The organism is Fontibacterium abundans (SeqCode) (assembly GCF_965235095.1).
Classification (GTDB): Bacteria; Pseudomonadota; Alphaproteobacteria; order Pelagibacterales; family Pelagibacteraceae; genus Fontibacterium; species Fontibacterium abundans.
Window position 1 is genome coordinate 649,703 of sequence record NZ_OZ249405.1, and the last position, 13,349, is coordinate 663,051.

Annotated in this window: 14 protein-coding genes; 8 read left to right on the top strand and 6 right to left on the bottom strand. The window is 30.6% G+C overall.

The genetic code is table 11. The features are described 5' to 3' along the window. Nucleotides 1–67: 67 nt before the first annotated feature. Nucleotides 68–1,963, top strand: a complete 1,896-nt coding sequence (locus tag AC8GER_RS03690) for a propionyl-CoA synthetase (protein ID WP_506598496.1) — start codon at nt 68–70, stop codon at nt 1,961–1,963. On the opposite strand, the gene AC8GER_RS03695 is transcribed toward AC8GER_RS03690, so the two are convergent. Beyond that, entirely contained in the window at nt 1,960–3,273 is a 1,314-nt protein-coding gene (locus AC8GER_RS03695; protein WP_506597526.1) for a dihydroorotase, read from the bottom strand. The two genes, AC8GER_RS03690 and AC8GER_RS03695, sit on opposite strands and share 4 nt — an antisense overlap. A 38-nt stretch (nt 3,274–3,311) precedes the next feature. Between AC8GER_RS03695 and ygfZ the strand changes: the two genes are divergently transcribed. The 4 genes from ygfZ (at nt 3,312) to nadC (ending at nt 7,745) form a co-directional block, all read left to right on the top strand. Further along, nucleotides 3,312–4,196: a CAF17-like 4Fe-4S cluster assembly/insertion protein YgfZ gene (ygfZ, locus tag AC8GER_RS03700; RefSeq protein ID WP_506597527.1), complete on the top strand. Its 885-nt coding sequence runs from the start codon at nt 3,312–3,314 to the stop codon at nt 4,194–4,196. 84 nt (nt 4,197–4,280) lie between these two features. Then, a complete protein-coding gene (gene nadA / locus AC8GER_RS03705) occupies nt 4,281–5,297 on the top strand; it encodes a quinolinate synthase NadA (RefSeq protein WP_506597528.1) in 1,017 nt (338 codons plus the stop codon). Next, on the top strand, nt 5,297–6,892 hold the full coding sequence (locus AC8GER_RS03710; RefSeq protein ID WP_506597529.1) for an L-aspartate oxidase: 1,596 nt from the start codon (nt 5,297–5,299) through the stop codon (nt 6,890–6,892). The genes nadA and AC8GER_RS03710 overlap by 1 nt, the downstream gene beginning before the upstream one ends. A gap of 4 nt (nt 6,893–6,896) precedes the next feature. After that, on the top strand, nt 6,897–7,745 hold the full coding sequence (gene nadC / locus AC8GER_RS03715; protein WP_506597530.1) for a carboxylating nicotinate-nucleotide diphosphorylase: 849 nt from the start codon (nt 6,897–6,899) through the stop codon (nt 7,743–7,745). Here nadC and AC8GER_RS03720 read toward each other — a convergent pair. From AC8GER_RS03720 to AC8GER_RS03735, 4 genes are all read right to left on the bottom strand, one after another. Next, on the bottom strand, nt 7,738–7,995 hold the full coding sequence (locus AC8GER_RS03720) for a SemiSWEET transporter (RefSeq protein WP_506597531.1): 258 nt from the start codon (nt 7,993–7,995) through the stop codon (nt 7,738–7,740). The genes nadC and AC8GER_RS03720 overlap by 8 nt on opposite strands. A gap of 24 nt (nt 7,996–8,019) precedes the next feature. Then, entirely contained in the window at nt 8,020–9,525 is a 1,506-nt protein-coding gene (locus AC8GER_RS03725) for a DEAD/DEAH box helicase (RefSeq protein ID WP_506597532.1), read from the bottom strand. Between the two features lie 130 nt (nt 9,526–9,655). Beyond that, nucleotides 9,656–10,072, bottom strand: coding sequence for a bactofilin family protein (locus AC8GER_RS03730; RefSeq protein ID WP_506597533.1), 417 nt, complete (start codon nt 10,070–10,072; stop codon nt 9,656–9,658). 2 nt (nt 10,073–10,074) lie between these two features. Beyond that, nucleotides 10,075–10,407: a bactofilin family protein gene (locus AC8GER_RS03735; protein ID WP_029167080.1), complete on the bottom strand. Its 333-nt coding sequence runs from the start codon at nt 10,405–10,407 to the stop codon at nt 10,075–10,077. Nucleotides 10,408–10,502: 95 nt separating this feature from the next. Here AC8GER_RS03735 and AC8GER_RS03740 point away from each other — a divergent pair, with 95 nt between their 5' ends. The 3 genes from AC8GER_RS03740 (at nt 10,503) to AC8GER_RS03750 (ending at nt 11,903) form a co-directional block, all read left to right on the top strand. Then, entirely contained in the window at nt 10,503–11,030 is a 528-nt protein-coding gene (locus AC8GER_RS03740; protein WP_029167079.1) for a TIGR00645 family protein, read from the top strand. Nucleotides 11,031–11,127: 97 nt separating this feature from the next. Further along, on the top strand, nt 11,128–11,457 hold the full coding sequence (locus AC8GER_RS03745) for a hypothetical protein (protein ID WP_506597534.1): 330 nt from the start codon (nt 11,128–11,130) through the stop codon (nt 11,455–11,457). Next, a complete protein-coding gene (locus tag AC8GER_RS03750) occupies nt 11,454–11,903 on the top strand; it encodes an MJ0042-type zinc finger domain-containing protein (RefSeq protein WP_506597535.1) in 450 nt (149 codons plus the stop codon). The genes AC8GER_RS03745 and AC8GER_RS03750 overlap by 4 nt, the downstream gene beginning before the upstream one ends. Before the next feature lie 225 nt (nt 11,904–12,128). Here AC8GER_RS03750 and AC8GER_RS03755 read toward each other — a convergent pair whose 3' ends face one another. Then, nucleotides 12,129–13,337 (bottom strand): MFS transporter, encoded by a 1,209-nt coding sequence (locus AC8GER_RS03755; RefSeq protein WP_506597536.1) that lies wholly within the window; start codon nt 13,335–13,337, stop codon nt 12,129–12,131. Nucleotides 13,338–13,349 lie beyond the last annotated feature (12 nt).

The following is a 13,349-nucleotide window of genomic DNA, read 5'->3' on the forward strand; positions in this document are numbered from 1 at the left end:
TCTTAGCTTTGAAACTACATATCTTTTGGTTTACTATTAAATTAATTTAATAATGGTTGGGGAAAAATTGAGTAATAAATACGAAAATTTATATAAAGCGTCGATTACAGATCCTGAAAAATTTTGGGATGAGGCTGCAAAAGATGTTAGATGGTTTTCACCTTATAAAAAAGTTTTAGACAGTTCTAACCCTCCTTTTTATCGTTGGTTTCCCGAAGGAAAAATTAATACATGTTTTAATGCGGTTGATAGACATGTTGAAGAGGGAAATGGATCTCGAACAGCTATCATTTATGATAGCCCTGTTACTTCTAAAAAAATTACATTTAGTTATTCTGAGGTTAAAAAAATAGTCTCTACTTTTGCGGGAGCACTAAAAGATTTTGGAATAAAAAAAGGTGATCGTATAATTATTTATATGCCTATGATCCCTGAGGCAGTTTTTGCTATGCTTGCCTGCGCCAGAATAGGCGCTGTTCATTCAGTTGTGTTTGGGGGATTTGCGGCAAGCGAACTTGCTGCAAGAATAAATGACTGTGAAGCAAAATTAATTATTTCTGCTTCCTGTGGTTTTGAACCTGGAAGAACAGTTCAGTACAAACCGCTTTTAGATGAAGCTATAAAACTTGCAACCCTTAAACCAAAAAAGTGCGTAATTTTTCAAAGAGAAAATAATTCTGTTGAATTAGGCGTTAATGATATTTCTTGGCAAGATTTTGTAAAAAATGCAAAAGAAATTGATTGTGAGCATACGGACGCTAACGATCCTGCTTACATACTTTATACTTCTGGAACAACAGGAACTCCAAAAGGCATTGTAAGAGATATTGGTGGTCATATCGTTGCCTTAAAATGGTCAATGAAAAATATTTACAATATTAACTCTGGTGATATTTGGTGGTCAGCAAGTGATATAGGTTGGGTTGTCGGTCACTCTTATATTGTTTATGGGCCATTGTTTCATGGATGTACAACAATATTATATGAAGGAAAACCTGTCGGAACTCCTGATGCTGGTTCTTTTTGGAGAGTAATATCAGAACATAAAGTTAAATCATTATTTACTGCACCTACTGCTTTTAGAGCTATAAAAAAAGAAGACCCCGAAGGAAAATTTTTTAAAAAATATGATTTATCTAAATTTGAAATATTATTTTTAGCAGGAGAGAGAGCTGACTCAGATACAATTAAATGGGCTGAAAATTTATTAAAAAAACCAGTAATAGATCATTGGTGGCAAACCGAAACTGGATGGGCAATAAGCGCAAATTGCGCAGGTTTTGGTTTGTTTGAAACAAAATATGGTTCTGCCGGCAAAGCAGTTCCTGGTTATAATATTCAAATTTTAAAACCTGACGGAACACAAGCTAAACCATCTGAAATGGGTGATGTAGTAGTAAAATTACCTCTTCCTCCAGGAACTTTTCCAACATTATGGAAAGCGGACAAAAGATATAAAGAAAACTACATGGATCCTTATCAGGGTTACTACAAAACTTATGATGCGGGACACATTGATGAAGATAGATATGTGTGGATAATGTCTAGAACTGACGACATTATTAACGTTGCAGGACATAGGCTTTCAACTGGTTCAATGGAAGAAATATTATCTGAAAATACTAGTGTTGCAGAATGTGCGGTGCTTGGGATTGCTGATAATTTAAAGGGTCAAATACCTCTTGGTTTAATTGTTTTAAAATCCGGAGTAACAAAAAAGCCTGAAGATATTTCAAAAGAATGCATTCAAATGATTAGAGATAAAATTGGACCTGTGGCTGCTTTTAAAAATATAGTTGTTGTAAAAAGACTTCCAAAAACAAGATCTGGAAAAATTTTAAGAGGAACGGTTGGTAAAATAGCTGATCAAGTTCCTTATAAAATGCCAGCAACTATTGATGATCCACTTATTCTAGATGAAATTAAATCATCTTTGATTGAAGCTGGAATAATTAAAAATTAGAATTCTAAAGGTTTGCCAAATTTAGTATCAATAATCTTTTGATCCCAAGAAGCAATCTTGCCATTAACAATAGTTCCAACCGGAAAACCTTTTACGGTTTTATTATTAAATGGCGTCCATCCACATCTGCTTGCAATCCAATCATTGGTAATTTTAAAATTTAAGTTCATATCAATAACAGTGAGATCCGCATAATACCCTTCTTTGATCTCTCCTCTTTTTTTTATATTAAAAATTTTACAAGGATTAATACTTAATAATTCGACTAGTCTTTGAAATGTAAGTTTTTTATTATTTACATGATCTAGCATAATAGGAAGCATAGTCTGAACACCTGTCAAACCAGACGGGCTTTCAGGATATAGTTTTTGTTTTTCTTTTAATGTATGGGGAGCATGATCCGATCCAAGAACGTCAACGGTTCCATCTAACAGACGTTTCCATAAAACATCTTGATGGTCCTTTGTTCTTATTGGAGGATTCATCTGCGCCAAAGTTCCAAGCTCCTCATAACAATCAGGAGCAAATAAAGTTAAGAATTGCGGAGTTGTTTCAACAGTTACATATTTTTTATTATTTGCTAAAAAATCTGCTTCTTCTTTAGAAGACACATGTAAAATATGTATTCTTTTCTTATGTTTGTTAGCAAAACCAACTACTTTTTTAGTAGAAGTTAATGCAACTTCTGAATCTCTCCAGACAGGATGGGTCTTTACATTCCCTTTTTCGATTAAAACTTTTTTCTTTTGTAATAAATCATCGTCTTCAGAGTGGATTGAAACAACTCTTGGACTTATTCTAATAACTTCTTCAATAGCTTCGTCTTTTTTTACAAGCAAAGTTCCAGTTGATGAACCTATAAACATTTTGATTCCGCAACATCCTGCTAGGTTTGTAGTTTGTTTTATAAACTCAAAGTTATTCTCTGTTGCTCCAAAATAAAATGCGTAATTGCAATACATTCTATTTTTTGCTCGATCTAATTTATCTTGAAATCTTTCAAAATTATCAGTGGCTGGGTTAGTGTTAGGCATTTCAAAGACAGATGTAATTCCGCCTAAAATTGCAGCCTTGCTACCACTCTCTAAATCTTCTTTGTCTGGATTGCCTGGTTCTCTAAAGTGAACCTGAGTGTCTATCGCGCCTGGAATAATTGTAAGGCCTTTCGCATCAAGAACTTTATCTGCGCCTTCATTGATTAAGCCTATTTTAATAATTTGATTATCTTTAATTCCAATATCAGTTTGGGTGAGATTGTTATTTATAAAACAGTTGCCGTTTTTTATAATTAAATCATATATATTGGACATCTAAAATTTAATACACCAAAGTAGATAAACGTACAATAATGGAAACAAATAAAGCTTATATAACTTTAAAAGGTTTTATTATTGTTAAAGGTGAAGATAGCATCGATTTTATTCAAAATATTATTTCTAATGATATTAAAAAAGTAACGGATAATAATAGTATATTTGCTTCATTATTAACCCCCCAAGGAAAATTTTTATTTGAATTTATTATTTTAAAAACAAAAAATATTTTTTTAATTGAATGTAATAGCGAGCTTATAAAAGAACTATTCAATAAACTATATAATTACAAATTAAGATCTAAAGTAGAAATTAAAATTGAAAATAATTTAGTGAGCATTGATATACCGTTTGTAAAATTTAAAAGCCTTAACGTTAATAAATTAAATCTAATAAATTATAAAAATTACCTAATTTTTGAAGACCCAAGAATAAAAAATACTTTAGCAAGAGCAATTATAGAGCAATCTAAAATTAAAGAATTTTTGAGTGATTTAAATATTGAGCAATCTAATGAAAAATATTTGTTAGAGAAAAAACTATTTGATTTGGGAGTTCCATGTAAAGACATTCAAAAATTGCAAAATCAATTATTTTCTCTTGAGGCTAACTTTCTAGAACTAAATGGAATAGATCAAAAAAAGGGATGCTACATTGGTCAGGAAAATACTGCTCGAATGTATTTAAAAAATAAGGTCAATAAAAGATTATTTGCATTACAAACTGTAAATGGAAAAGTTATAGAAGGTCAAAAAATTACTTTAGACAATGAAGAAATTGGAAAAGTTTTAATAGACGATTTATTTCCTTTTGCATTAATCAAAATTAATAAGGAGAGTAAAAATTTAATTATAGGCAAAGAGTTAAAAACAGAAACGGCTTGTATAAAAATTAATATCCCAAACTGGATGGTTATCTAAGCAAATAGCGCTGTTTTAACTAATTTAAATATTAATTTTACTATAATAACTTAGTCAATTATCATTTATAAATTATAAAAATTTATGAGTTCTCAGTTAGAATTTACAAAAGAAATTGAAAAAAATACCGCGGGTATTTACCAAAAAATAAAATCTGTTGTACCAGCATTAGAATGGCCTCTGCATGCTCCCTATATTTATAAAATTAATGAACTTAAAAAAAAGAAGAATGCCGTTATTTTAGCGCACAACTATCAAACACCAGAAATTTATCATGGAGTCGCTGATATTATTGGTGACTCTTTAACCCTAGCAATTGAGGCTGGAAAAACTAAAGCAGATATTATTATTATGGCAGGTGTTCACTTTATGGCTGAGACTGCAAAAATAATGTCTCCTAATAAAAAAGTTCTTATTCCAGATATGAATGCAGGATGCTCACTTGCAGAATCTATTACTGCAGAAGATGTTAGAAAATTAAAAAAACAATATCCAGGCGTTCCAGTAGTTACTTATGTTAATACGTCTGCTGAGGTTAAAGCTGAAACAGATGTCTGCTGCACTTCAGCTAATGGTGTAAAAGTTGTCGAATCTTTAGGGGTAAAAGAGGTTATATTTTTACCTGATGTCTATCTTGCAAAATATGTTGCCTCACAAACTAAAGTTAAAATTATTCCTTGGCATGGAACTTGCATGGTTCATGAACAATTTACAGCTGAAGAATTAAATCAACTTAGAAAGAATTATCCTGATTTAGTTATTGTTTCCCATCCTGAATGTCCTCCTGATGTTATTAAAGCTTCTGATTTTACTGGTTCAACATCTGGAATGATTCAATATGTTAAAAACAACAAACCTAAAAATGTATTTTTAGTTACAGAGTGCTCAATGAGCGACAACGTTCAAGTAGAAAATCCCGAAACAAATTTTGTTAGACCATGTAATTTATGTCCTTATATGAAAAAAATACAATTGCCAAAAATCTACGATTGCTTAATGAATGAAACAAATGAAGTTTTGATTAATAAATCTATTATAGATAAAGCAAGACTTCCTATTGAGCGTATGATTAAAGTTGGTCGCCAATCTAGTCTTGCTTAATGGAAAGTTTACATACTACTGACGTTATTGTTATTGGATCTGGAATTTCTGGATTAATGACTGCTATATGTCTTTATCCTAGAAAAGTTACTTTAATTTCTAAAAAAAAATTAGGTGAAGCTTCATCAAGTGCTTGGGCGCAAGGAGGGATTGCTGCAGCCGTTGGTAAAGATGATAGTCCAAAAATTCACTTTGAAGACACAATTAAAGCAAGTTCAGGATTAAGTGATGAAAAAATTGTTAAAATTATAACTGAAGAAGCTTCTTCTATTATTAAATTTCTAGAAGAAAAAGGAGTTAATTTTGACAAAGATCATCTTAAAAATTTTTTAATGTCTCAAGAGGCGGCTCATAGCAGACGTAGAGTGCTCAAAGTAAACGGTGATAGTTCAGGAAGAGAAATTATAAAAACTTTGATAAATAACATTCAAAAGTTAGAAAACATTACTATTTTAGAAGATGTTACCGTTGACGAAATTATAACTGAAAATAATAAAGTCATTGGTTTAATTGGTCGTCATATTGGAAAGAATATAGTTGATAATTTTACATTTTTTAAAGCCCCTAATGTTGTTCTTGCGACAGGAGGCCTTGGTAGTATTTATGAACATACTACAAATCCAAGAGATATTTACGGTGAAGGCATTGCAATGGCAGCCCGCGCTGGTGCAATTCTCTCTGATATGGAATTTGTTCAATTTCACCCAACAGGAATGGATGTTGGGCTTGATCCAACTCCTTTGTTAACTGAAGCTCTTAGAGGAGATGGTGCTAAATTAGTTGATGAAAATGATAGTCAGTTTATGAAATTAATTCATCCAAGCGGAGATCTTGCTCCACGTGATATTGTTGCTCGTGAACTACAAAGATTAAAAGATCTTGGGCATTCAACATTCTTGGATTGCCGAAAATTCTCAAATGAGCAACTAGAAACAATGTTTCCAAGTGCTTATAATTTTTTAAAAAAAGCTAATATTGATTTTACTAAAGAAAAAATACCTGTAACTCCTGCCGCTCATTATCATATGGGAGGTGTGTTCGTTGATGAAAATGGAAAATCATCTATTAAAGGACTTTGGGCATGTGGTGAGGTTTCTTCAACTGGCGCTCATGGAGCAAATAGACTTGCTTCCAATTCACTGCTTGAGGCTTTTGTTTTTGGAAAAAGAATAGCAAACTCTATTAATTCTGAAGTGCTTAATAACACCGAAGATAAAAATATTAATTTTCAAAAATATTTACCAAAAGAAAAAACATCATCTCGAATTAGAGCAAAAAAATATATTTGGCAGCTTAGAAATATCATGAGTGATTTAGTAGGTGTTTATAGAAATGAACAAAAACTTAGAAAAGCATTTATTGAAATTGATAGAATAGAAAGAGAAGCGAAAGATTTGTCAGCAAAACTTAAAGATATGATTTTAGTATCAAGATTAATTACTTATTCAGCCTACTTGAGAAAAGAAAGCAGAGGAGCTCATTTTAGAAGTGATTATCCAAAATCAAATGACAAATTTTTATTTAGAAAACGAATTACATTGAAAGAAATGCAGGAATTTTTAAATAAAAAAGAATACATAGAAAAAGTCGCTTAAACAAATGTCTAAATCAAAACTTATTACCAGCGGTTATATTAAAAGCATTGTAGGCGCTTCTTTATTTGAAGATCAAGCGCAAAAAGACATCACGACTGATCTTTTAGTAAATAAAAATTCTATTACTTCTGCAAAAATTATTGCAAATGAAGATGGGATTATTGGTGGATTAGATTTTGCAGATGAAGCTTTTAAGCAAATTGATAAAAAGACAAAATTTAAAAAAAAAATTCAAGAAGGATCTTTTATAAAAAAAGGTGATATTATTGCTGAAATTAAAGGACTAACTGGTTCTATTTTAAAATCAGAAAGAACAGCAATTAATTTTTTAGGCTTAATATCAGGCATTGCAACAAAAACTCATTATTACGTTAACCTAGTTAAAGAATATAAAACAAAAATTTGTTGCACTAGAAAAACACTGCCAACACTGAGAGCTATTCAAAAATACGCTGTAACTCTCGGGGGTGGTACGAATAATAGATTTAATTTATTTGATGAAATCTTTATAAAAGACAATCATATTTCTGCATCACAAAATATATTTGATCTCGTTCAGAGTGCTTTGAGATTAAACAGAAGCGGAAAAATCATAACAGTAGAGGTTGACACTCTAGGTCAATTAGAAAATATTCAAACGCTTAATTTTAATAGATTGCTATTAGACAATATGAAACCAGATGAAATTAAAAAAGCCTTAAGTATAGTTGGTAATAAATATGAAACTGAAGCTTCTGGTAATATTAATGATAAAAATATTCTTGATTACGCAAAGACAGGCGTTAATAGAATTTCAATTGGTAGACTGACCCACAGTCCTCAAAATCTAGATATTTCCCTTAACTTTAATTAAATTTAATTTTTGCAACTAAAATTAAAAATGCTAAAAATAAAGTTACAATATTTGCAAATATTATAGGTAAATTATTAGTTAACACTCCATAAACTAACCAACTTGCAACTCCAGTTGTAAATATTAAAAACATCCATAAAGAAATATCTTTAGTGCTTTTAGTTTTCCAAACTTTATAAGCCTGCGGAACAAAGGCAACTGTTGTACAAAAGCCAGAAAAGAACCCAATATAAATTATGTATTTGTCCATTAATTGATAAGACTAAACTTTTTTTTAATTGAAAGATTCTTTATTCTTATATTTTTTTTTATTACCTGTATTGAAATCTCTATCTTTGAATTCTTTTGATTTTTTACTAAAAAATTTAGGCTTTTCTCTTTCACTTTTTCTTCTGTAATCTTTTTCACCACCTTCTCTTGGTTTATATTCTTTAAAAGCTTCAATATTTTTAGGCTTAAATCCTTCTGAATGTCTACTTCCTCTAAATCTATCTGCGTGCTTATTGTCTCGAGATCTTTCTGTTGGCTTATCTCCTCTAAACCCTTCTGATGATCTGTTGCCGCCAAAAATTGGTCTGCTACTTCCTCCACCTCGTCTATTTCTGTCTCTTCCGCCCCCTCCTCTTCTTTTATTTTTATAATCTCTTTGGAATCCACCACTTCCACTTCTGCCTTTAGAAAAGTTTTCTTTCTTTTTAGTAGGATCTAACAATCTCTCAATAGCATTCCATTTTTCTCTATCACTATTAGTAATAAAGGATAAAGAGGAACCCTCGGCTCCTGCTCTGGCAGTTCTGCCCATGCGGTGAATATAATCTTCAGCAACTTGAGGGAGGTCGTAATTGATAACATGTTCAATGTGAGGAACATCAAGACCTCTTGCGGCGATATCTGTTGCAACAAGTATTGTAAATTTCTTATTTCTAAAAGCGCTCATAACAGTTGTTCTTTTGCTTTGTCTTAGATTTCCATGCAAAGCATCTGCTTTGAATTTTTCTTTACAAAGCTTAGCTGCTAAATTTTTTGAATTATGTTTAGTTTTAACAAATACTAAAATTGAGCCAGTTCTTTCTTGTAATTGCTTAATTAATTCCTGATATTTTTGCTCTTGTTTTATATGGATAACTTCTTGTTTAATTTTTATGGATGGCACATTCGTTGCTCCCATAGAAACTCTTTCTGGATTTTTTAAATATTTAGCTGACATTCTAACAATCTCTTCAGGTAGCGTTGCTGAAAACATTAATGTTTGTTTTTTTACTGGTAGGTATTTTAGTATTCTATCAATTTGAATTCCAAAACCCATATCGAGCATGCGATCTGTTTCATCTAAAACTAAAAAACCTGTATCTGATAATTTTAATGATTTTCTATCTAAGTGATCATTAATTCTACCTGGAGTTCCTACGATAATTCTTGGACGTGATTTAAGTTGTCCTAATTGTTTATGCATCGACTCTCCTCCAATTAAACATGCTGCTTTGATTGGATTACTTTTTCCAAGTAACTGAATAATTACTGCAATCACTTGGTTTGCAAGCTCACGTGTTGGTGTCAATACTAGAGCCGAACCTTGCTTTGATCTACTCAACAGCTCAACTAATGGAATACTAAAGGCTGCTGTTTTTCCAGTTCCAGTTTGCGCTGAACCTAAAATGTCCCGCCCTTCCAAGGCAAGCGGTATAGAACTTACTTGAATAGGAGTTGGCGCTGTAAAATTCATTCGCGCTAATGAATTTTTTAAGTTTTGTGAAAGGCTAAAGCCTTCAAAGTTAATCATTTAAGTTTGGGGAAAGTTGTAAGTAAAAATTTAATAAAATTAATTAATAATAAAATATAACCTTTATCAGTTAACAGGCTTATTTAAAGCTTTATTGAAGATAAATTTGGCTTTGTTTCACAAAATTTGATTAGGAAGCCTTTTTATCATGTTCTAGATACTTAACTTTGTCAGTATCTGATCTTTTGACTTTGTCTTTTTTAATTTTTTGAATATGACCAAAGATATCAGCGCCATTTGCAACACTTAAATTATTAAAAAAATGAATATCTCCTCTTACAACACCATTTTCTCCAACGTGGATATTTTCAGATTCTATATTTCCAACCATATGACCTAGAATCTCAATTTTTTCTGCCTGGACTTGACCTTTAACGCTTCCGGTTTCTAATATTCTTAATATTTTTGCTTTGATATTCCCTTTTACTTTTCCAGCAATTTCAATTTCACCTTTGCAATCTATCTCTCCATCGAAACGCAATGTTTCTCCCAAATGCGAAAAGCCATCAATTTGATTTTGTAATTTTTTATCTAATTTAAAAAACATTATTAATTTTTATTGTTGCTAGTTATTTTTTTTCTTGTTGAAGCTGCAATTTCTAATTGAGCGCCCTCATCAATAACTAAATTTCTATGGAATAATTTTCCTTTAACTTTAGCGGTACTATTTAAATGAATTTTATCTGATGAAAGATCTCCAGTTACTTGGCCACCAACTTCAATATTATGATCTGTTGAAATATTGCCTGTAACATTTCCATTTTCTTTAATGATAACTTCTTCAGCTTTAATATTGCCTAATAGCACTCCATCTAAAGTAATGCTGCTATTTTCACTAATATTACCTTGTAGTTTCGTATCTCTTAAAATTACTGATGGCATAAATTATAAAATCCGATTAAATAATGAATACAAGAGTTTAGCAAGCATTTATTAATGTTATAATTCTTAAAAAATTAAATAAAAATAAAAGTTTTATGAAAAGAGTTGAAGTTTTGTTAGAAAAAACAATATTTGCATCACGCTGGATACTTGCTCCATTTTACTTGGGCTTGTCTTTAAGTTTATTAGTTTTGCTTTATGAATTTGGTAGAGAAATAGTTCACTTTTTTACAATCATTCATCAAACCGATATTGCGGGCGTTTTGCTTTTTATACTAAGTCTCGTTGACATTTCACTTGCTGCAAATTTATTAATTATTGTTATTTTTTCAGGCTATGAAAATTTCGTTTCTAAAATTCATATAGATGATCACGAAGATAAACCTCAATGGATGGGTCATGTAGATTTTACAGATTTAAAAATTAAATTAATTTCTTCAATCGTTGCTATTTCTGGTATTCATTTACTGAAAATATTTATGAATTTAGATAAATATTCAAAAGATACTATTATTTTATATGTTGTCGTTCACCTGACTTTTGTTGTTAGTGGAGTGCTTCTTGCAATGATGGACTACATTATGAACAGAAGCATTAGCAAGCATTCTAAGACTAAAAAATAGTTCATAAACACCCGTGTTAAAAAGATTTGTTATAAAAATAATTAAAAATTATACGTTAGAAATTTGAATATTATTAAGAATTAATTGTATTTTATATATGAAGCAAGATTACTCAGTAAAAGACATCTTAAATGCCGTAGATGACATTTTAAAAGTTAAATCTGCACAAGAGTCAAATAAAAAAATTGCGAACGAAATTCCTGTAAAAGATATTTTAAGTGCTGTAGATAATATTTTAAAAGTTAAATCTCTTCAAAGCCCAGCAAAAAAAATTATAAATGAAATTTATGTAGAAAATGATAGTGCAAAAAAATTAGTAGACAATCTAGAATCTAAAAAAGAAAATGAGATGAAAAAAAAATATGATTTATTAGTAGTAAATAATGCTAAAGATATTTTAATATTAAACCGTATTATTTTTAAATGATTATTGAGTGCGCTTGTAAAAAATATAAATTTGCAGTTAAAGCTGAGGAAATTGGTATTAATGGTCGAGTAGTTCAATGTGGGGTTTGTGATCAAAAATGGTTTCAGGAACCAGCAAGTTCTGAAGAATTTAAAGTTTTAAAAGAAAACCAAATACAAGAGGAGGAGGAAGAAAAAGCTAAAAATCAAAAAACAATAAAAGAAAAGCCTAGCAAAAACTATGTTCCAATTAAATATGAAAACAAAGGCAAAATAAATTATACAAAAATTTTTTTAACTATTATGGTTATTTCTATAATTAGTATAGTTTTTAGCTTTGAAAATAGAGAGTATATACTTAATAAAAATCCTGACTTTGCTGATTTCTTTAGTCTTTTAGAAGAGTTTGTTGAATATTTAAAAATTAATTATTCAGATATTATAAATACATTCATACCGAAACAATAATAAATAATTTATGAGTTTAATTACAGGGCTTATACTCTTCGTTGTTGGAATAGTTGGAACTATTCTATTCTTTATATTTTTATCTTGGGTTGAAAATAATAAAAAATAATTAATAACAAAGTTTAGAAATTAAAAAGTACAACTCCATACCTTTAGTTTGATAAGAATAAGTAACTGCCAAAAGAAATAAAACAAAACCTACCCATATAAAAAATATTGATTTTTTCATGCCGCTTGTCTTTCTAATCTTGCTATAGTTTTTTCTTCAATTGGATAATTAATGACTGCCCCTAATACCCCAAGTGCAATTGATATATACCAAACAATATCATAAGAGCCTGTCACATCATAAACTTTGCCTCCCAACCAACCACCTAAAAAAGCTCCAACTTGATGAAATAAAAAAGCAATTCCATAAAGCATACTCATATTTTTAACACCAAAGACTGTTGTAATCGTTCCTTGAGTTAGTGGAATTGTTGAAAGCCAAAGCACTCCCATTAGAGCAGCAAATACATAAGCTGTTAAATTTGAAACAGGAAATAAAATAAAAATTAAAATAATTACTGCACGTGATGCATAAATAGAACTTAAGAGTAAAGGCTTTCTAATCTTGGCACCTAAAAATCCTGCGTAATAAGTTCCAAAAATATTAAATAGTCCTATTAAAGCTAATACAATAGTCCCAATTTGTGGTGATAGACCCTTATCAATTAAAAATGCTGGTGCATGAGTCATAATAAAAAGAATATGAAAACCACATACAAAAAAACCAAAGCATAACAACCAGAAACCTTTATGACTAAAGGCCTCTGTTAATATTTCTCTTAATGACAAATCTTGAGTGGCTGTCTGTTGAATTGGTTTTTCAAACATAGGAACTGCAAGAACTAACATTATAAGTGTAAGCACAGATAAAATACCAAAGGCTAAAGCTGGTCCAAAACTTTGCAATAATACTAACGATGCGGGTAACATTATAAATTGTCCAAGGGATGCGCTCGACATTGCAATTCCAATTGAAACACTTCTTTTCTCTGGTGTTACAGATCTGCTTATTGCTCCAAATATTGGAAATGTAACTCCTGATATTCCAATTCCTAAAATGCCCGATGCAATGACAAATCCTGTTTTAGTTGTAAGAAATCCCATTAAAAATAAACCTAGAGAATAAAGAATGCTTCCAACAACTACGACAACGCCAGCTCCTACCTTGTCAGAAATTCTACCGGTAAAAGGCTGCCAAATTCCCCACATTAAATTTTGAAAAGCAAGACCCATTGCAAACACTTCTCTACCCCATAGATTTTTTTCGCTAACAGGAATTAAAAAAATTCCAAAAGAGTGTCTAATTCCAAATGCAAGCGCAAGTAGAACTGAACCTGCAATTAACACAAATATTGGCTGCCTAAATTTATCTAACACTTGAAACATACTTATTAACTA

Excerpts from the sequence above, each read along its gene's own strand:
- AC8GER_RS03695 (WP_506597526.1), bottom strand. The coding sequence starts at position 3,273 with ATGTCCAATATATATGATTTAATTATAAAAAACGGCAACTGTTTTATA.
- ygfZ (WP_506597527.1), top strand. The coding sequence starts at position 3,312 with ATGGAAACAAATAAAGCTTATATAACTTTAAAAGGTTTTATTATTGTT.
- nadA (WP_506597528.1), top strand. The coding sequence starts at position 4,281 with ATGAGTTCTCAGTTAGAATTTACAAAAGAAATTGAAAAAAATACCGCG.
- AC8GER_RS03710 (WP_506597529.1), top strand. The coding sequence starts at position 5,297 with ATGGAAAGTTTACATACTACTGACGTTATTGTTATTGGATCTGGAATT.
- nadC (WP_506597530.1), top strand. The coding sequence starts at position 6,897 with ATGTCTAAATCAAAACTTATTACCAGCGGTTATATTAAAAGCATTGTA.
- AC8GER_RS03720 (WP_506597531.1), bottom strand. The coding sequence starts at position 7,995 with ATGGACAAATACATAATTTATATTGGGTTCTTTTCTGGCTTTTGTACA.
- AC8GER_RS03725 (WP_506597532.1), bottom strand. The coding sequence starts at position 9,525 with ATGATTAACTTTGAAGGCTTTAGCCTTTCACAAAACTTAAAAAATTCA.
- AC8GER_RS03730 (WP_506597533.1), bottom strand. The coding sequence starts at position 10,072 with ATGTTTTTTAAATTAGATAAAAAATTACAAAATCAAATTGATGGCTTT.
- AC8GER_RS03735 (WP_029167080.1), bottom strand. The coding sequence starts at position 10,407 with ATGCCATCAGTAATTTTAAGAGATACGAAACTACAAGGTAATATTAGT.
- AC8GER_RS03740 (WP_029167079.1), top strand. The coding sequence starts at position 10,503 with ATGAAAAGAGTTGAAGTTTTGTTAGAAAAAACAATATTTGCATCACGC.
- AC8GER_RS03745 (WP_506597534.1), top strand. The coding sequence starts at position 11,128 with ATGAAGCAAGATTACTCAGTAAAAGACATCTTAAATGCCGTAGATGAC.
- AC8GER_RS03750 (WP_506597535.1), top strand. The coding sequence starts at position 11,454 with ATGATTATTGAGTGCGCTTGTAAAAAATATAAATTTGCAGTTAAAGCT.
- AC8GER_RS03755 (WP_506597536.1), bottom strand. The coding sequence starts at position 13,337 with ATGTTTCAAGTGTTAGATAAATTTAGGCAGCCAATATTTGTGTTAATT.